The organism is Pseudomonas sp. TE3895 (assembly GCF_056278855.1).
In genome coordinates this window covers 3,685,402-3,702,859 of the sequence record NZ_JBWBQE010000001.1, presented here as the reverse complement: position 1 = coordinate 3,702,859, position 17,458 = coordinate 3,685,402, and the positions used below count along the sequence as shown (strand labels likewise).

The window sequence follows — 17,458 nt, the reverse complement described above, 5'->3', positions numbered from 1 at the left end:
CACGCCCTTGAAGGAGACGACGATGCAGTACGTAAAGCTGGGTAGCACTGGGCTGGACATTTCAAGGCTGTGCCTGGGCTGCATGACCTTCGGTGAACCCGACGCCGGCACTCATCCCTGGACCTTGGGCGAAGACGCCAGCCGGCCGATCATTCGCCATGCCGTCGAGCAAGGCATCAACTTCTTCGACACTGCCAACAGCTATTCCGCCGGCACCTCGGAAATCATCCTCGGCAAACTCCTGAGGGAGTTTACCCGCCGCGAAGAAACCGTGATCGCCACCAAGGTGTTCTTCCCTGCCAACATGTGGGAAGGCGCCAGCCGGCCCAATGAGCAAGGCTTGTCACGCAAGGCGATCATGGCCAACATCGACGCCAGCCTCAGCCGCCTGGGCACAGACTACGTCGACCTTTACCAGATCCACCGCTGGGACTACCACACCCCCATCGAGGAAACCATGGAAGCTCTGCATGATGTGGTCAAGGCCGGCAAGGCGCGCTACATCGGTGCATCGTCGATGTATGCCTGGCAGTTCGCCAAGGCGCAGCAGGTAGCCGCCAGCCAAGGCTGGAGCCGCTTCGTGTCGATGCAGAACTACCTAAACCTGATCTACCGCGAAGAAGAGCGAGAGATGATCCCGCTGTGCCTGGATCAAGGCGTCGGCCTGATGCCCTGGAGCCCGATGGCGCGCGGCCGCCTGACACGACCGCATGGGCAGCAAACCCAACGCACGCGCACCGATGTGTCCGGGCAGTCGTTCTATGAAAAGACCGAGGTGGAGGACGGCCGGGTAATCGATGTGGTCGAGCAGATCGCCAGCGAACGGGGGGTGCCGATGGCCCAGGTTGCGCTGGCCTGGGTGCTGGGTAGGGCCGGCGTTAGCGCCCCTATCGTCGGCGCCTCGAAGCCCGCCCACCTGGACGATGCCCTGGGCGCACTGTCACTGCAGCTGAGTGAGGACGAGGTGGCGCGCTTGCAGGCCCCTTACGTTCCCCACGCGGTCACCGGCTTCAAGTAGCAATGGCTTGCGGCAGTTCGATGCGCACCCGCAAGCCCCCTGTGGCGGCGGCCAGCGCGGTGATGCTGCCACCGTGCAAGGCGATGGCACGCTGGGCGATCGCCAGCCCCAGGCCGAAGCCGTCGCTGCTGTCGGTGCCACGGTCGAACGGTTCGAAGATGCGCTGCAGGCGCGCCGGGTCGACGCCCGGGCCATGGTCGCTGACGCACACCTGCAACCATTGCCCACCTGGTGCCGGTGCGGCCTCCACCAATACCGCCGTGCCGGGCTTCGTGTAGCGCACGGCATTGCGGATGACGTTCTCGAAAGCCCGGTACAGCAGCTCTTCATGGCCATGCATGAGAAACGCGCCCTGAGCCAGCAAGGACACCTGGCACTGCTTCATGCCTGCCTCGAAACGGGCATCCTCGACGATCTGCGCCAGCAGTTCGACCACATCCACGCTGGCGAAGTCATTGTTGCCTTGACGGGACTGGGCACGGGCCAGGGTCAGCAGTTGCTCGATCAGGTCGTCCATGCGCCGCGACTCGCGCTCGACCCGCTCCAGCATGTCGGGCCGGTCGGGTTGCTGGCGCATCAGGCCGATGGCGGCATGCATGCGGGTAAGCGGTGAGCGCAGCTCATGGGAAATATCATGCAGCAGGTTCTGCTGGGCCTGCACCAGGGCCTTGAGCTGGCCGGCCATGCGGTCACAGTCCTCGGCCAGGTCGACGATTTCGTCACGGCGCTTGCCCAGCCGCGGCCTGACCCGCACATCGAAACGGCCTTGGGCAACCTGGCCCATGGCCTCGCGCAGCCAGGTCAGCGGCCGGGTCAGGTAAAAGCTGCACAACAGCGCGAACAGCGCGCTCATCACCGCCCCAGTCACGAACGGGCCAAGGTTGCGTGGGCGCGGAGCCATACCGACACGGGTGGCCACCGAAGCGCGCAGCACCAGCGGGCGGCCGTCACGGTCGAGCAGTGCCTGCTCGAAACGCGCCACGTGCACCGTTTGGCCAGCCAGCAAGCGGCCTTGATCGTCGTAAAGGCCTACTTGCACATCCTGCGGCTGTGGCGACACGTCCAGCAACTGGCGGCCGGCCCGCTCGCCATGCCGTTCGAGCAATTGCAGCTCGGTGGCCAGCAGCGAACGCAGCCCGGGTGTATCGCCGCGCAGCTCATTGAGCATGAAGGCCCCCGCCCCCACCAGGAAGGTCAGGGTGTTGGCCAGCCAGAACGCCAGGAACAGCTTCCAGAACAGACGCCGGCGCATCATTCGACGATCAGCATGTAGCCCATGCCGCGCACGCTCTGTATCCAGCTGCTGCCATCGGCACGCGGGCCAAGTTTTTGCCGGATGCTGCTGACGTGCACATCGATGCGTCGGTCATAACGGGTCAGTGGCCGGCCCAGGGCATTGAGCGACAGGTCCTGCTTGCTGACCAGCTGACCGGCCTGGCGCGCCAGGGCTTCGAGCAGGCTGAACTCGGAGCCGGTCAATTCCAGCGTGGCTGCGCCCCAGCGTGCCTCGCGCCGCCCCGGCCACATTTTCAATGCACCGCTGCGTACCTGTTCAGGTACCTCGGGCGCGCTGGTTTCACCCATCAGGTGTGGCTTCACGCGGCGCAGTATCGCCCGCAGGCGCGCCACCAGCTCGCCAGGAGAGCTGGGCTTGGGTACATAGTCGTCGGCACCCAGCTCCAGGCCGGCGATGCGGTCGATGTTGTCGCCACGGGCCGTCAGCAGCAGTACCGGCACCTGGCTGCGCGCGCGCACGCGGCGTAACACTTCGATGCCCGAAATGCCGGGCAGCATGACGTCCAGCACCACCACCTGGAAGTCACCGGACAACGCCTGGGTCTCGCCTTCTTCGCCGGTGTCCACGGCCGTTGCCTGGAAGCCTTCGCGCGCCAGGTACAAAGAGAGCATTTCGGTCAGTTCGCGGTCGTCGTCGACCAGCAGCACAGGGATCATCAGGGCCAGATATCGCAATTGCAGGGGGGGTAATGATCGCCCTACGCGCCGGCACTGTCACCGCCGGCCGGTCGGACTTTACACATCTTTACCCTCGGCTAACCGCGCCGTACACAGCCCGCCCGTATCCTCATCGCCCGCTGCTTGCGGGTCGCCCGCGCTTGCTGCCCTCCGAATCCGCTTGTCTGGAAACCCCGATGAACTACCCGCGCCTGTTGCTCTCCATCCTGCTGCTGAAAGCCACGCTGGCCCAAGCCTCACCGTTCAGGATCGCCGACATTCGCGTCAACGGCCTGCAGCGGGTTTCCGCTGGCAGTGTGTTCGGTGCCTTGCCGCTGAACGTTGGCGACCAGGCCGACGACCGCCGCCTGGTGGACTCGACTCGTTCCCTGTTCAAGACCGGGTTCTTCCAGGACATCCAGTTGAGCCGCGATGGCAATGTGCTGATCATCAACGTGGTCGAGCGCCCGTCGGTGTCGAGCATCGAGATTGAAGGCAACAAGGCGATCAGCACCGAAGACCTGATGAAGGGCCTGAAACAATCGGGCCTGGCCGAAGGCGAGATCTTCCAGCGTGCCACCCTCGAAGGTGTGCGTAACGAGCTGCAGCGCCAGTACGTGGCCCAAGGCCGCTACTCGGCCGAGGTCGACGCCGAAGTGGTGCCGCAGCCGCGCAACCGTGTGGCGCTGAAGATCAAGATCAACGAAGGCACCGTCGCCGCCATCCAGCACATCAACATCGTTGGCAACAACGTATTCGATGATGAGACCCTGGGGCAGCTGTTCGAGCTGAAGACCACCAACTGGCTGTCGTTCTTCAAGAACGACGACAAGTACGCCCGTGAAAAACTCTCCGGTGACCTGGAGCGCCTGCGTTCCTACTACCTGGACCGCGGCTACATCAACATGGACATCGCCTCCACCCAGGTGTCCATCACGCCGGACAAGAAGCACGTCTACATCACCGTCAACATCAACGAAGGCGAGAAATACACCGTTCGCGACGTGAAGCTGTCCGGTGACCTCAAGGTGCCGGAAGACCAGGTCAAGTCGTTGCTGCTGGTGCAGCCGGGCCAGGTGTTCTCGCGCAAGGTGATGACCACCACGTCCGAGCTGATCACCCGCCGCCTGGGTAACGAAGGCTACACCTTCGCCAACGTCAACGGCGTGCCGCAACCAAACGATCAGGACCACACGGTCGACATCATGTTCGTGGTCGACCCGGGCAAGCGTGCCTACGTCAACCGCATCAACTATCGCGGCAACACCAAGACCGAAGACGAAGTGCTGCGTCGCGAAATGCGCCAGATGGAAGGCGGCTGGGCGTCGACCTACCTGATCGACCAGTCCAAGACCCGCCTGGAGCGCCTGGGCTTCTTCAAGGAAGTCAACGTCGAGACCCCGCAGGTGCCTGGCACCGACGACCAGGTCGACGTCAACTACAGCGTCGAAGAGCAGGCCTCCGGCTCGATCACCGCCAGCGTCGGTTTCGCCCAGAGCGCCGGCCTGATCCTGGGTGGTTCGATCAGCCAGAGCAACTTCCTCGGTACCGGTAACAAGGTATCCATCGGCCTGACCCGTTCGGAATACCAGACCAAGTACAACTTCGGCTTCGTCGACCCCTACTTCACCGCCGACGGCGTCAGCCTGGGCTACAACCTGTTCTACAACAGCACCGACTACAGCGATTACTACGACGATGGGGTTTCGTACTATGCAATCAACAGCTACGGCGCCGGGGTCAGCTTCGGCTACCCGATCAACGAAACCTCGCGCCTGACCTACGGCCTGACCCTGCAGCACGACGACATTTCGCCCGGCACCTACAGCGCTGACGAGATCTACGATTTCATCTCCCGCGAAGGCAAAAGCTTCAACAACCTCAAGGCGTCGATCGGTTGGTCGGAATCTACCCTCAACAAAGGCGTACTGGCCACCCGGGGCCACTCGCAGAGCCTGACGCTGATGGCTACCACCCCTGGCAGCGACCTGTCGTTCTACAAGCTCGACTACGACGGCCAGGCTTTCCTGCCGGTCACCAGCAACACCACGCTGCGCCTGCACACCAACCTGGGCTACGGCAACGGCTATGGCTCCACCGACGGCTTGCCATTCTATGAAAGCTACACCGCCGGTGGGCAGGGCTCGGTACGCGGGTTCAAGGACGGCACCCTCGGCCCGCGCAGCACACCGGCTACCGGGGCCTATTCCAGCGCTGGGCAGGCTTACTATTCCGACCGCGACACCGATGTGCTGGGGGGCAATATCCTGATTACCGGCGGAGCCGAGTACCTGTTCCCACTGCCCTTCGTGAAGGACCAGAGCCAGCTGCGCAGCTCGGTGTTCGTCGATGCCGGCAACGTGTATGCCGACACCTGCTACCTGTCCACCACCCAAGGCTGCGGCAGCGTCGACCTGGCGCAGATGGCTGTGTCGCTGGGGGTTGGCGTGACCTGGTACAGCCCGATGGGGCCGCTGAGTTTCAGCCTGGCGGCGCCATTGAAAAAGCCGGATAACGCCGAAACCCAGGTGTTCCAGTTCTCGTTGGGGCAGACCTTCTGAGGCTGCTCATGAAATGAACCGCGCAGCACGGGGGTTGAGCATTACCCGCTTTTACCCCCGCTTTACCCAAGTTGACAGTCACCTTGCCTAAGCTGGCCAGCACTCGAACCCCGCCCAGCAGGACACCCTCATGCCTCCGTTCACACCCTGTTTCCCTACATCACTGCGCGAAAATGAAATACCCGTCGCCCTGCTCGATCTGGTGCAGCAACGCCTGGCCACCCTGCTTGGCCCACGCTTCACGGTGGTACTGGGCGGTAGCGGCAACGGCGATGGTGTCAGTCATTACCACCTGGCAATCCAGCACAACCAGAGCGGGGTTTCCCTGGAGGATTACGGTGACGTCGGTGCCGGTTTCGTCGAGCACCTGCTGCGCATGGGCACCCAGGTGCGGGACATGCTCGACTCAGCCACATTCAGCCGTATGGGCAGCGACGACCCTGGCCGACCATTGGTATGGCTCCGCGAGCTGGTCAGCCCCGGGGAAACCATTACAATGCCCGGCCCAACCTGAAATATGTTTTCCCCATGAAATCACTGCTTTACGCCGTAACCTTATTATTTTCCTTTACCCTCCCTGCCATGGCCAACCCGCCGGCCACCTTCACCGAAGCCAAGGTGGTGGCCAAGCAGAAGGTCTACCTGGACCAGGCCAGCAGTGCCATGGGCGACTTGTACTGCGGTTGCAAATGGACCTGGGTGGGCAAGTCTGGCGGGCGCATCGATGCCGCCTCGTGTGGTTACCAGACACGCAAGCAGCAGAACCGTGCCGAACGCACCGAGTGGGAACACATCGTGCCCGCCCACACCTTCGGCAACCAGCGCCAGTGCTGGAAGAACGGAGGCCGTGAGCATTGCGTGGACAACGACCCGGTGTTCCGCGCCATGGAGGCCGACCTGTTCAACCTTTACCCAGCCGTGGGTGAGGTCAACGGTGACCGCAGCAACTTCAACTACGGCATGGTCACTGGCAATGCCGGCGAATACGGCCAATGCACCACCAAGGTCGATTTCGTCCAGCGCACCGCCGAACCGCGTGACGAAGTCAAAGGCCTGGTGGCCCGCACCACGTTCTACATGTTCGACCGCTACAAGCTGAACATGTCGCGCCAACAGCAACAGCTGCTGATGGCCTGGGACAAGCAACACCCGGTGTCGGCCTGGGAGAAAGAACGCGACCGGCGCATTGCCGCGATCATGGGCCATGCCAACCCGTTCGTAAGCGGCGAACGCAAGTGGACCGCCGGCTACAAGCCGGTTGGCAGCGGCGTGGTACAGGCGGTGCCGGTAAACGCAGCCAAGCCAGAGGCCAAACCAAGCCTGGCCAGCGCCGGTTCGGTCGGCGCCGTGCTTGGCAACCGCAACAGCCACGTCTATCACCTGTCAGTCGGCTGCCCGGGCTACAACCAGGTTACAGCGAAGAACCAGGTTACCTTCGCAAACGAAGGTGAAGCGCAGGCAGCGGGGTATCGCAAGGCAGGTAACTGCCGCTGACGGTTTCAAAGGCTGGCCGGCCCTGTAGGAACGGGGTCGCGTCAGCCGTTGACCAGGTTTACCGGCCGCTCACCGGCCAGCGCGCTGAGCAGGTTGTCCACCGCGCAACGCGCCATGGCCTGGCGGGTTTCCTCGGTCGCCGAGCCAATATGCGGGGTCGCTACCACGTTATCGAGCTGCAACAGCGGCGAGTCGGTCGCCAGCGGCTCGTGCACGAACACGTCCAGCCCCGCTCCGCGGATGCGCCTGGCCCGCAGCGCTTCGATCAGCGCCTGCTCATCCACCACACGCCCGCGTGAGATGTTCACCAGGATTGCCTCAGGCTTCATCAACGCGAGTTCCCGTGCGCCTATCAGGCCTTCGGTGCTGGCGCTCAACGGCACCGTCAGGCAAACGAAATCTGCCTGCTGCAACAAGTCATCCAGGCTGCACTGGCATGCGGCATAGCGTGCTTCCACCTCGGGCTTGGCACGCTGGCTGTGATACAGCACGCGCATGCCAAAACCAGCGGCCGCGCGCCGGGCCAGGGCCTCGCCAATCCGGCCCATGCCGACGATGCCTAGCGTCTTGCCGTGCACATCACTGCCAAAATGCGCCGGCCCCAGGTTGGCCTGCCAGCGGCCGTCACGCACCCAGTTCGCCAGCTCCACCACCCGCCTGGCGGTAGCCAGGATCAAGGCAAAGCCTGTGTCGGCCGTGGTTTCGGTCAACACGTCGGGCGTGTTGGTAAGCATCACACCACGCCTGCTGAGTTCAGCAATGTCGTAGTTGTCCACGCCTACCGAAACGCTCGACACCACTTCGAGTTGCGGGGCAAGGTCGAGCAGGCTGGCATCTAGGCGCAGGCTGGCCCCCAGCAACCCGTGCGCCCCCGGTAACGCATCGCGCAGGCGGGCCAGGCCATCGGGCTGGGTGGTATCCACCCAGGTCACCTCGACGCGATCTTGCAGGCGTGCCATCAAGTCGTCTGACAGGCGTTTATACAGGACGATTCGCTTCTTCATTGCAGATTTCCTAATGGTTCATGGCCAGACGCGAGCTATCGCGCTTTGCTCGGCCAGAGGTCTGGGAAGTATTGAGCGCAGCGGTAAGCGCCACTGCAGTCAGCAGCGCACCGCACATGAACAGATAAGAAGCCCCGGGCCCGCCCGTAGCCCCATTGAGGTAGCCCACCAGCCACGAACCGCCAAACGAGCCCAGCGCCCCCATGCTGTTGATCAGCGCCATGGCGCCGCCTGCGACGTTGGCCGGCAGGATCTCGGGCACGATCGCGAAGAATGGGCCATAAGGGGCGTACATGCAGGCGCCAGCAACCACCAGCAATGCATACGACAGCCAGAAATGCTCGCTGCCCAAGGCGTAGGAACCATAGAACGCCAACGCGGCAATCAGCAGCGGCGGCCAGACGAAGCGCTTGCGCTTTTGCAGGCGGTCGGACGCCCAGGACACGCCCACCATTGCCAGCACTGCCGCCAGGTAAGGCACCGAGGCCAGCCAGCCGGCCTGCACGATATCGACGTTCGCCGCCTGCTTGAGAATCGACGGCAGCCAAAGCACGAAGCCATAAACGCCGATGCTCCAGCAGAAGTACTGCAGCGCCAGGATGATCACTTGCGGCGAGCGGAACGCTTCGCGGTAGTTCTTTACAGGCTTGATACCCTGCTGCTCGGCAGCCAGCGCCTGCGCCAGAGCGGCCTTTTCCTGCTCGCTCAGCCAAGCCACCTGGGCCGGGCGGTCATCCACCAGGCGCCACCAGAAGAACGCCCAGATCACGGCGGGCAGGCCTTCGATGATGAACATCCAGCGCCAGTCGTAATGCTTGATCAGGTAACCGGACACCACCGACATCCACAGGATGGTCACCGGGTTGCCCAGCATCAGGAAGGTGTTGGCGCGCGAACGCTCGGCCCGGGTGAACCAATGGCACAGGTACACCAGCATGGCCGGCATGACCGCAGCCTCCACCACCCCGAGCAGGAAGCGGATGCCGATCAGCATGTAGACGTTGCTGACCATGCCGGTAAGCGTGGCAAGGCCGCCCCACAGGATCAGGCAGACGAAGATGAGCTTCTTCACGCTGCGCTTTTCAGCGTAGATGGCGCCGGGCACCTGGAAGAAGAAGTAACCGAGAAAGAACAGCGCACCCAACAACGAAGACAGCACCGGGGTGATGTGCAGGTCTTCGGCCATGCCGGAGGCGGCGGCGAAGCCGTAGTTGGCGCGGTCCAGGTACGCCAGGCTGTAGGTGACGAACACAATCGGGATGATGTACCACCAGCGGCGAGGTGCCAGGCTTTGGCTTTGCATGGTTTGTTTCTCCTGAGCTTGTTGTTTTTGTTGCAACAGGTGATTCGGGGTCGGCTCATGCGCTTCTGCGCAGGTCGTAGGCCTCCAGTTCATGACGCAGCGGCAGCCCTTCCATGTCGCCCCGCGACTGCACGGCACGACTGCCGCACCAGTTGCCGCGCGCTACCGCCTCGGCTACCGGACGGCCCTCCAGTAGCGCGCTGAGCACACCGACGGCAAAGGCATCACCTGCACCGACGGTGTCCACCACGCGGCTGACTGGCACGGGGGCTACCTGCCCTTCGCCCTTGGCGCTGCGGAAGTAGGCGCCGGCGTCGCCCAGCTTGATCACCACCAATTCCACCCCTTGGTCCAGGTAGAACGCGGCGATATCGGCCGGCGTGTGCTGACCGGTCAGCAACCGCCCCTCCTCCAACCCCGGTAAAACCCAGTTGGCCTTGGCCGCCAGGGCATTGATTTCTCGCACCATGCTGCTTTGATCGGGCCACAGCGAGGGGCGCAGGTTGGGGTCGAACGATATGCTGCGCCCGGCTGCGCGCATTGCGTCCAACAGCGCGTGGGACAGCGCCCGACAGCTGTCCGACAGCGCCAGCGGAATACCGGTAGCGTGCACGTGGCGAGCCTGCAGCCAAACGGGGCTCACCATCGCAGGTGACAGCCTGCTGGCCGCCGAACCGCGGCGAAAGTACTCCACTGCCGGGTCGCTGCCATCCTCGCTGCGGGCCTTGAGCTGAAAACCCGTCGGGTAGTTGGCATCCACCTCGACGCCGGAACAGTCCAGGCCTTCGCAGCGCAAGCTGTCGAGTACGAAACGGCCCAGCGAATCGTCACCTACCCGGCTCAGCCAGCGCACCTTGAAACCCAGCCGCGCCAGGCCGATCGCCACGTTGCTGTCGGCGCCGGCGATGCGTTTGCCGAACTGGCCGACACCGGCCAGATCGCCGGCTTGCTCGGCGACGAACATGGCCATGGTTTCGCCGAAACACAGCACGTCATGTTCATGCATGGTCCAGCTCCTGCGCAGCGCCCAGTGCAGAAAGGTGACGCACCTGGGCCCGGGTCAGCGCCAGCAGGTCTTCGCCAACCAGGGGGTACTCGACGGCGCGCACCACGCCCGGCGCGAACTCGGCCATCAGTGCTGCCCACGCTTGCAGGTCCGCTGCTTGCGGCGGTATGGCAACCAGACGGCCATCGGCCCGGCGCTGCACAGCCTTGCAATGCACATAGCGCACCCAACGGCCTAGCTGTCTTGCAGCTTGCGGCGCAGGCTCGCCCTGCCACTGCCAGTTACCGATATCGAACGTCATGCCCAGGCGCAGCCCAAGCGGGTCGACACGCTGGAAAAACTGCAGCATCGGTTCGATCCTGCCACCTTGTGCGGTCTGATCGTTTTCCACCAGCAACAGAGGCCCCTGCGCAGGCAGCAGCGACGCCAGGGCCGTCACATCGCAGTGCTCATCGAAGTGTCCCAAGGAAACCTTCAGCGCCACCGCGCCAAGCGCCCGGGCAATTTCCAGCTTCTGCACCAGCAGCGGGTCGGGCACGCCTTGCGCGTTCCACAGTTCAAGGGGGGTGGAGTACAGGCATTCCAGGCGCAGCGCGGCAATGACCCTACCCAGCGCAGCTGCGTCCGGTGCGCTGGCGAACAATTCTTCGCGCAATTCGACGCGACTGACGCCAGCGGCTGCCAGCAGGTCCAGAAACTGCTCCTGGCCACGTTGGCGCACAAAGTCGGCACCGTAGCTGGAGAGACTGATGGAAACGGGGTTCGCTTGCATTGTTCTTGTCCTTATGAAACCGGTTTCATTTTTGATCAGCAGCAGGCACAAGCCTGCCGTTTTCTTACTGGGGTTGGGTTGAACCGCGGATGATCAGGTTGGCCTTGAAGTCGATGCGCCGGGCTGCGCCGCTGTCGCCGCGCAAGCGACCGAGCAGGCTTTCGAATGCCGCCACGCCGATACGCTCGGTGGGCTGGGCCAGTGCGGTGATGCCTTTGCCGACCAAGGGGTACCAGTCGAGGTCGTCGAGGGCGATCAGCCCGACATCGGCAACCAGGTTGCGCCCGGCCTCGAGCAGCGCCCGGGTCACCGCCAAGGTGGCAACGCCGTTGAAGGTGAAGATGGCTTGCGGACCATGACCACTGTGGGCAAGAAACGAAGCCAATTGGCCCTGCAGCCCGGTGCCGATTTCCAGTACCTGCTGACGCATGCCTGGCCGACGGCTGATCGACGCGCCGAATGCCTGCACCCGCTCCAGGCGTGAACTGGTGCCATCGAGGGGTTCGCTGACCGCCAGGATGTCGCGGTAGCCCTGGGCTTGCAGGTGGTCCAGGGCCTGCTCGACTGCGTCAGCATTGTCCAGGCCGACAAGGTCCACATTCAGCTCGGGCAATTGGCGGTCGACCAGCACCATGGGGATGTCACGCTGCAGGTTGAGCAGTTCGCCGGGGTGGTGACCAAGCGTGTTCACGATCAACCCTTCGACGTTGTAACTCTGCAGGGCCACCAGGTGGTGACGCTCCTGCTCGTCGTCACGGTTGGTGTTGCACACCACCAGGCTGTAACCATGCTGACGGCAGGCGGTTTCCACGCCGTGCATCACGGCCACTGAATAGGGGTTGAGGATATCGGCCACCAGCATGCCGATCAGTCGCGTCTGGCCGCGCTTGAGGCCGCGAGCCATCTGGTTGGGGCGATAGCCGAGGCGTTCGATGACCTCTTCCAGCCGCTTGGCCGTGGCTTCGGCCAGCAATTGGCGGTCGCCACCGATGTAACGGGAGACGGTGGCTTTGGAAACGCCAGCAACACGCGCCACTTCGCTGATGGTGACCCGTTCGCGGGTATGGGCAGGCGCGTCGGTCATGGGTTTTCCTTATGATTGTTTTAATAGTGATGAAACCGGTTTCAATACAGCAAAAATGCGCGGGTTCGTCAACAGGCCGTTGGTCGGGCACGAAAACAGGAAATGTTAAATCGCATTAAGAATATTGCATATATCATTGATAATTATTGATTTATATCTCTTGGACAGGGCTTACCCTAGAATCTGATTACGTTAGGGGATGGCACGGGCTTCGCCCGTGTTCGCGGGTAAACCCGCTCCTACGGGCGAGGGTGCAGAAATACACGTCAGCGAAGCGACTTCACATCACCGGCGGTGACGGCACTGCCCTGGTTCCCCCAGCTGCTGCGAATGAAATTCACCACCTCGGCAACCTCCTGGTCACTCAGACGCCAGCCGAAAGCCGGCATGGTGAAGTTCGACGGCGCAGTGTGCGTTGCCGGTACCGTGCCACCGGCGAGCACCACATGGATCAGCGACGTGGCATCCGCAGTCTGCACCACCGGGTTGCCGGCCAAAGCCGGGAACACGCGGGTGTAGCCCTGCCCGTCGGTGCGGTGGCAGGCCGCGCAGTTGTCGATGTACACCGCCGCCCCAGGCTTGCTGTCGTCACCCTTCCATAGCGCATCCGCGACCTGCTTGTCGTAAACATGCGGCTGGTCATCCGGATTACTCGGCGGCAGGGTTTTCAGGTAGCGGGCGATAGCGGTCAGGTCGGCATCACTCATGTGCTGCATGCTGTGCTCGACCACATCGCTCATGCCGCCGAACACGGCGCTGCGATCACTGCGCCCAGTCTTGAGAAACTGCACCAACTGCGCTTCGCTCCAGCTGCCCAGGCCGTCTTTGTGATCACCACGCAGGTTCTTGGCAATCCAGCCTTCCAGCGGTGCGCTGCCGGCCAGAAACTGCTCGCCATCGGCCGCGCTCAGGGCCTTCTCCTGCATGGTCAGCGCCCGCGGCGTATGACAAGCGCCACAATGCCCAAGGCCCTCGACCAGGTACGCACCGCGGTTCACCACAGGGTCAGCTGTCGCCGATGCCTGCCAGGGCTTGGCCTCTGGTGCGAACAGGCCGCGCCAGATTGCCAGTGGCCAGCGCATGCTCAGCGGCCAGGGAATGTCAGAGGCCTTGTTCGCCTGCTCGACAGGCTCCACGCCCTTCATGAAATAGGCGTACAGCGCCTGCATGTCCTGCTCGCTGACCCGCGCATACGACGGGTATGGCATGGCCGGATAGAGCGTACTGCCATCTTTGCCAATACCCCTGCGCACGGCCTGGTCGAAGTCTTCGAAGCTGTACTGGCCAATGCCACTGGCCGTCGGGGTGATGTTGGTGGAGTACACCGTGCCAATCGGCGTTTCCATCGGCAACCCACCGGCAAAGGGCTTGCCGTCTTTGGCGGTATGGCAGGCCACGCAGTCACCGGCGCGGGCCAGGTACTCGCCCAGGCGTACCTGCGCATCGTCATTCGCTACGGCCTGTGCAGCCGCGCCGGCACCCAGCACCAGGGTGGCGATCAACAGTGTCTTCATGCTCATCGCTCCTCAAGCCTGGACCAACGGACCGGGGTTTTTCAGGTACTGCTCACGGATGGCGCGGGCCGACCAGTAGGTGAGCGCAGCCACCAGCCCGGTCGGGTTGTAACCCAGCCCCTGCGGGAACGCCGAAGCCCCCGGAACGAACACGTTGTGTACGTCCCAGCTTTGCAGGTAGCGGTTCAGTGCACTGGTCTTGGGGTCGGTGCCCATGATCGCCCCGCCGTTCAGGTGGGTGGTCTGGTAACTGGTGGTGTTGAAGTGGTCCTTGACCTGCTTGCCCAGCACGGCAATGGCCTTGGGGTTCATCGCCTGGGCGATCTTGCTCAGCTTGTCGACCATGAACTGGTTCATCTTGATGTCGTTTTCCTGCCAGTCGAACGTCATGCGCAGCAGCGGCTGACCGTAGGCATCGCGGTAGGTGGGGTCCAGGTCCAGGTAATTGCCACGGTAGGACTGGTGTGCGCCGTGGGCGTCCATCGACACCTGGTGGGTGTAGTAGTCGGCCGTGGCTTTCTTCCAGGCACTGCCCCAGGCCGGCGTCCCCGGCGGGTTGGAGGTACCGGCAATCGGCCGGCTACCGGCCTGGTTCACCCACATTGGCGAACCGCCGACGAAGCCGTGCGGGCCATGGTCGAAGTTGTCGGCGTTGAAATCGTCGATGGCAATGCCATTGCCACCCGCGCCGATGAAGTTGTTGGTGTAGGTGTCCTTGTCGAAGAACGCCTTGACTGTCCCCATGTTCTGATAGGCGAAGTTACGCCCGACCACACCTTCGTTCTTTACCGGATCGTAAGGTTTGCCAATGCCGGAAAGCAGCATCAGACGCACGTTGTTGAACTGGAAAGCCGCCAGAATCACCAGCTCTGCCGGTTGCTCCACCTCGCGCCCCTGGGCATCGATGTAGGTCACGCCGGTGGCCTTGCGCTTGCTGTCGTCCAGGTTCACCCGCAGCACATGGGCATTGGGCCGCAACTCGAAGTTGGGCACCTGGCGCAGCGCCGGCAGGATATTCACGTTGGGCGAGGCCTTGGAGTACATGTAACACACGTAGCCGCTGCAGAAACCGCAGAAGTTGCACGGCCCCATCTGCGCCCCGTAGGGGTTGGTGTATGGCCCCGACGTGTTGGCCGACGGCAGGTTGTAGGGTTTGTAGCCCAGGCGGGTGGCAGCCTTTTCGAACAGCCTTGCCGATACAACGTTCTTCTGCGCGGGCAGCGGGAACGGGTTGGAACGGTCCGGCGCGTAGGGGTTGCCGCCCTTCCCTTCACCGACCACCTGGCCTTTGACGGTCCAGGCCTGGCCTGAAGTGCCAAAGACCTTTTCGGCAAAGTCAAAATAGGGCTCCAGCTCTTCGTAACTGACGCCGAAGTCCTGGATGGTCATGCCTTCGGGAATGAACGTGCGCCCGTAGCGCTCTTCATAGTGGCTGCGCAGGCGCAACTCGACGGGGTCGACCCGAAAGTGCACACCCGACCAGTGCAGGCCCGCGCCCCCCACGCCCTTGCCCGGCAGGAATGCGCCCAGTTGGCGATTGGGCAATGCCACGTCATTCACGCTATGGCGGACAGTGACGGTTTCTTTCGATACATCGACGAACAGCTTCTTGCGCACGCTGTAGGTCAGCTCATCGATCACCTGCGGGTAGCTGCCTTCGGGGTAGGTATCCTGCATCGGCCCCCGTTCCAGGGCTACCACGTGCAGCCCGGCCTCGGTCAGCTCTTTGGCCATGATCGCACCGGCCCAGCCGAAGCCGACGATCACCGCATCTACTTTGTTCAACACCGTCGCCATGCCTCAGGCCCTCTCACCACGGATCGAAACAGCCGGGAACGGGTAAGGCTCATTGCGCTCGACCCAGTCCATGAAGTCGGCGCGGGCGCCGGGGAAGCCGATCTGGGTCCAGCCGACCATGCCTTTGTTGCCGCCATGAATCGGGTCGCAGAAGAACCCTTCACGCGTGTTTTGCACCAGCAGGCTGAAGAACACCTTGGCCGGAACGGTTTCGAAAACCAGCTCTCCTGCCTCCAACTTGCTGAGAATTCGGTCCCGGGTAGCGCTATCTTGCGCAGCAAAAACCTGTCCGCCATTGGCCTTGCACCAGCCGTCCACGGCAGCGATGCCCAGGCGGTAGATTTGTTGCGGGCTGAGCTGCAGCTGGTAGCCCAGCTCGGGCGCGGCGTCGGCGTTGAACGGCCCTTGCATGTACCACTGTGCGCCGGTCGCGTAGGGGGTATTCATCTGCCGGTCGATGAACTCGGCGGCACCCGCTTCGAGTGCCCCTGGGCCAAGCTCATCGGCCGGGATGATGCGCGACACGGCGGCTTGTACAAAAGCCCATTCTTCGGCGCTGAAGAATGTCGGTTGATAATTGCCCGCAGGTGGCGTGGCGGGCACGTTCGGTGGCTGTTGCGGGGCCGCAAGCAGCTGGCTGGCGCCAGCGCCAAGCCCCGTGCTGGCCACGGTAACGACAGGGATCAGGGTCAAGGTCTTGCGCAGAAAATCCCTGCGCGGGTTGTCTGGGGCATGCTCAGGCATTGCGAATCCTCATCGGCTGTGGGGCGGCCTTGATAAGCGCCATCTGATTTTCAATTGAGAGGTGATCTTGATAGGCCATCAAGACACAGCCGAATAATCTAGCGCGTTCAGAAAGGTTTTGAAACCGGTTTCATGCTTTGCCTCCCTACCTGTACAAAACATCATTTTTTTGACAAGAAACACTTAAAAACAACTTTTAGCGAAACTTCTTACAACGCATTAGGAAGTTTCAATCTGTCTCAAAAATTGATTCCTCATTAGCCTTCAAACTTTCGCAAATGCTTGCGCCCGGCCGCATGGAAGTAGGTGCACTGCGAGTGTTTGACCTGCCAAGAGACGAGGATCAAGGATGCCCAAAGAGTCCGAGCGCACTGGCAAACCAGTGCCCGCCCACCAAAAGCCAATCCTGCTTGAAGACACAAATGAAACCCCACGGCCTCCTGGTGGCGCGGGTCCTGAATACGCAACAGACCTGACCAGCTACCCGGCCGATCCAGACTTTCAGCTACGCGGCGGCTACGACAACCTCATGCTCGACGCGGCAAGCCAGCTGTTCGGCCTGGTCATTCGCCTGCGCACGCTGGATGACCTGCCCAACATCCAGTTCGTGCACAAGACCGTGCAAACGCAGATCGGTACTATCCGCGAGGAAATGCGACAGCACGGCTATTGCGCGGTCCATCAGGAAGTCTATTCCTACGCCTTGTGCCTGCACCTGGACGAGGCCGTAATGACCCGCCCCTGGGGCCAGAACTCGTGCTGGAGCCACGAACCGCTGCTGAGCATCTTCCACGACGAAACCCAGGGCGGCGAAAAGATCTTCGTGCTGCTCGAGCGCATCATGCAATCGCCAAAGGAATTCCAGGATGTGCTGGAGTTCCTGTACTTCTGCTTTTGCCTGGGCCTGCAAGGCAAATACGCCCTTGACCCCAAGGGCGATGAAATCCTCAGCGCACTGATCAGCCGGATGCACAAGGTCATTCGCCAACTGCGTGGCCCCACGCCGGAAACAGTGAGCGACCCCTATAGCAACGTCGTCCATTGCCCCCACCGTATGCGCCGCTGGCAGTGGCCCTGGTGGACCCCGCTGGTCATCTCGGTCATCGCCATGGTCTGCGCCTACAGCTACTACAGCTACCGCCTCGACCTGCTAACCGCCGAAGTTCTCGAATCGCTCAACGCCATTCTGCAGCAGTAACGGGGGACGC

The 17,458-nt window shown here is 62.6% G+C and carries 15 protein-coding genes; 5 read left to right on the top strand and 10 right to left on the bottom strand.

The window, feature by feature from the left end:
• Positions 1-22 precede the first annotated feature (22 nt).
• Positions 23-1,018: an aldo/keto reductase gene (locus tag ACZ889_RS16640; protein ID WP_476257585.1), complete on the top strand. Its 996-nt coding sequence runs from the start codon at positions 23-25 to the stop codon at positions 1,016-1,018.
• Here ACZ889_RS16640 and ACZ889_RS16635 read toward each other — a convergent pair.
• Together ACZ889_RS16635 and ACZ889_RS16630 are read right to left on the bottom strand one after the other, a co-directional pair.
• Complete coding sequence (locus tag ACZ889_RS16635) at positions 1,011-2,273, bottom strand: HAMP domain-containing sensor histidine kinase (protein WP_012052222.1); 1,263 nt, start codon at positions 2,271-2,273, stop codon at positions 1,011-1,013. The genes ACZ889_RS16640 and ACZ889_RS16635 overlap by 8 nt on opposite strands.
• A complete protein-coding gene (locus tag ACZ889_RS16630; protein WP_004374934.1) occupies positions 2,270-2,971 on the bottom strand; it encodes a response regulator transcription factor in 702 nt (233 codons plus the stop codon). The genes ACZ889_RS16635 and ACZ889_RS16630 overlap by 4 nt, the downstream gene beginning before the upstream one ends.
• Positions 2,972-3,168: 197 nt before the next feature.
• On the opposite strand from ACZ889_RS16630, the gene bamA reads away from it, so the two are divergent.
• The 3 genes from bamA to ACZ889_RS16615 all read left to right on the top strand — a co-directional run bounded on the left by bamA (position 3,169) and on the right by ACZ889_RS16615 (position 7,026).
• The gene (bamA, locus tag ACZ889_RS16625; RefSeq protein ID WP_180688158.1) at positions 3,169-5,532 is read left to right on the top strand and encodes an outer membrane protein assembly factor BamA; all 2,364 of its coding nucleotides are present in this window, start codon (positions 3,169-3,171) and stop codon (positions 5,530-5,532) included.
• A 130-nt stretch (positions 5,533-5,662) separates the two neighbouring features.
• Positions 5,663-6,046: a hypothetical protein gene (locus ACZ889_RS16620; RefSeq protein WP_108078028.1), complete on the top strand. Its 384-nt coding sequence runs from the start codon at positions 5,663-5,665 to the stop codon at positions 6,044-6,046.
• A 14-nt stretch (positions 6,047-6,060) separates the two neighbouring features.
• Positions 6,061-7,026, top strand: a complete 966-nt coding sequence (locus tag ACZ889_RS16615) for an endonuclease (protein WP_108078029.1) — start codon at positions 6,061-6,063, stop codon at positions 7,024-7,026.
• A 41-nt stretch (positions 7,027-7,067) separates the two neighbouring features.
• On the opposite strand, the gene ACZ889_RS16610 is transcribed toward ACZ889_RS16615, so the two are convergent.
• From ACZ889_RS16610 to ACZ889_RS16575, 8 genes are all read right to left on the bottom strand, one after another.
• The gene (locus tag ACZ889_RS16610) at positions 7,068-8,030 is read right to left on the bottom strand and encodes a 2-hydroxyacid dehydrogenase (RefSeq protein WP_476257584.1); all 963 of its coding nucleotides are present in this window, start codon (positions 8,028-8,030) and stop codon (positions 7,068-7,070) included.
• 10 nt (positions 8,031-8,040) lie between these two features.
• Positions 8,041-9,333, bottom strand: coding sequence for an MFS transporter (locus ACZ889_RS16605; protein ID WP_010954250.1), 1,293 nt, complete (start codon positions 9,331-9,333; stop codon positions 8,041-8,043).
• A gap of 55 nt (positions 9,334-9,388) precedes the next feature.
• Positions 9,389-10,339, bottom strand: coding sequence for a sugar kinase (locus tag ACZ889_RS16600; protein WP_476257583.1), 951 nt, complete (start codon positions 10,337-10,339; stop codon positions 9,389-9,391).
• Positions 10,332-11,111, bottom strand: coding sequence for a sugar phosphate isomerase/epimerase family protein (locus ACZ889_RS16595; protein ID WP_180688160.1), 780 nt, complete (start codon positions 11,109-11,111; stop codon positions 10,332-10,334). The genes ACZ889_RS16600 and ACZ889_RS16595 overlap by 8 nt, the downstream gene beginning before the upstream one ends.
• A gap of 64 nt (positions 11,112-11,175) precedes the next feature.
• Positions 11,176-12,195, bottom strand: a complete 1,020-nt coding sequence (gene ptxS / locus ACZ889_RS16590) for a transcriptional regulator PtxS (RefSeq protein ID WP_179052502.1) — start codon at positions 12,193-12,195, stop codon at positions 11,176-11,178.
• Positions 12,196-12,461: 266 nt separating this feature from the next.
• Entirely contained in the window at positions 12,462-13,709 is a 1,248-nt protein-coding gene (locus ACZ889_RS16585; protein WP_476257582.1) for a c-type cytochrome, read from the bottom strand.
• A gap of 12 nt (positions 13,710-13,721) precedes the next feature.
• Positions 13,722-15,506: a GMC family oxidoreductase gene (locus tag ACZ889_RS16580; protein WP_019437539.1), complete on the bottom strand. Its 1,785-nt coding sequence runs from the start codon at positions 15,504-15,506 to the stop codon at positions 13,722-13,724.
• Between the two features lie 3 nt (positions 15,507-15,509).
• Positions 15,510-16,250 carry a gluconate 2-dehydrogenase subunit 3 family protein gene (locus ACZ889_RS16575; protein WP_180688162.1) on the bottom strand — a complete coding sequence of 247 codons (741 nt, stop codon included), beginning with the start codon at positions 16,248-16,250 and terminating at the stop codon, positions 15,510-15,512.
• A 349-nt stretch (positions 16,251-16,599) separates the two neighbouring features.
• Between ACZ889_RS16575 and icmH the strand changes: the two genes are divergently transcribed.
• Positions 16,600-17,448: a type IVB secretion system protein IcmH/DotU gene (gene icmH / locus ACZ889_RS16570; protein WP_476257581.1), complete on the top strand. Its 849-nt coding sequence runs from the start codon at positions 16,600-16,602 to the stop codon at positions 17,446-17,448.
• Positions 17,449-17,458 lie beyond the last annotated feature (10 nt).

What these genes read in the sequence shown, in the direction of transcription:
- ACZ889_RS16640 (WP_476257585.1), top strand. Translation starts at nt 23, where the DNA reads ATGCAGTACGTAAAGCTGGGTAGCACTGGGCTGGACATTTCAAGGCTG.
- ACZ889_RS16635 (WP_012052222.1), bottom strand. Translation starts at nt 2,273, where the DNA reads ATGATGCGCCGGCGTCTGTTCTGGAAGCTGTTCCTGGCGTTCTGGCTG.
- ACZ889_RS16630 (WP_004374934.1), bottom strand. Translation starts at nt 2,971, where the DNA reads ATGATCCCTGTGCTGCTGGTCGACGACGACCGCGAACTGACCGAAATG.
- bamA (WP_180688158.1), top strand. Translation starts at nt 3,169, where the DNA reads ATGAACTACCCGCGCCTGTTGCTCTCCATCCTGCTGCTGAAAGCCACG.
- ACZ889_RS16620 (WP_108078028.1), top strand. Translation starts at nt 5,663, where the DNA reads ATGCCTCCGTTCACACCCTGTTTCCCTACATCACTGCGCGAAAATGAA.
- ACZ889_RS16615 (WP_108078029.1), top strand. Translation starts at nt 6,061, where the DNA reads ATGAAATCACTGCTTTACGCCGTAACCTTATTATTTTCCTTTACCCTC.
- ACZ889_RS16610 (WP_476257584.1), bottom strand. Translation starts at nt 8,030, where the DNA reads ATGAAGAAGCGAATCGTCCTGTATAAACGCCTGTCAGACGACTTGATG.
- ACZ889_RS16605 (WP_010954250.1), bottom strand. Translation starts at nt 9,333, where the DNA reads ATGCAAAGCCAAAGCCTGGCACCTCGCCGCTGGTGGTACATCATCCCG.
- ACZ889_RS16600 (WP_476257583.1), bottom strand. Translation starts at nt 10,339, where the DNA reads ATGCATGAACATGACGTGCTGTGTTTCGGCGAAACCATGGCCATGTTC.
- ACZ889_RS16595 (WP_180688160.1), bottom strand. Translation starts at nt 11,111, where the DNA reads ATGCAAGCGAACCCCGTTTCCATCAGTCTCTCCAGCTACGGTGCCGAC.
- ptxS (WP_179052502.1), bottom strand. Translation starts at nt 12,195, where the DNA reads ATGACCGACGCGCCTGCCCATACCCGCGAACGGGTCACCATCAGCGAA.
- ACZ889_RS16585 (WP_476257582.1), bottom strand. Translation starts at nt 13,709, where the DNA reads ATGAAGACACTGTTGATCGCCACCCTGGTGCTGGGTGCCGGCGCGGCT.
- ACZ889_RS16580 (WP_019437539.1), bottom strand. Translation starts at nt 15,506, where the DNA reads ATGGCGACGGTGTTGAACAAAGTAGATGCGGTGATCGTCGGCTTCGGC.
- ACZ889_RS16575 (WP_180688162.1), bottom strand. Translation starts at nt 16,250, where the DNA reads ATGCCTGAGCATGCCCCAGACAACCCGCGCAGGGATTTTCTGCGCAAG.
- icmH (WP_476257581.1), top strand. Translation starts at nt 16,600, where the DNA reads ATGCCCAAAGAGTCCGAGCGCACTGGCAAACCAGTGCCCGCCCACCAA.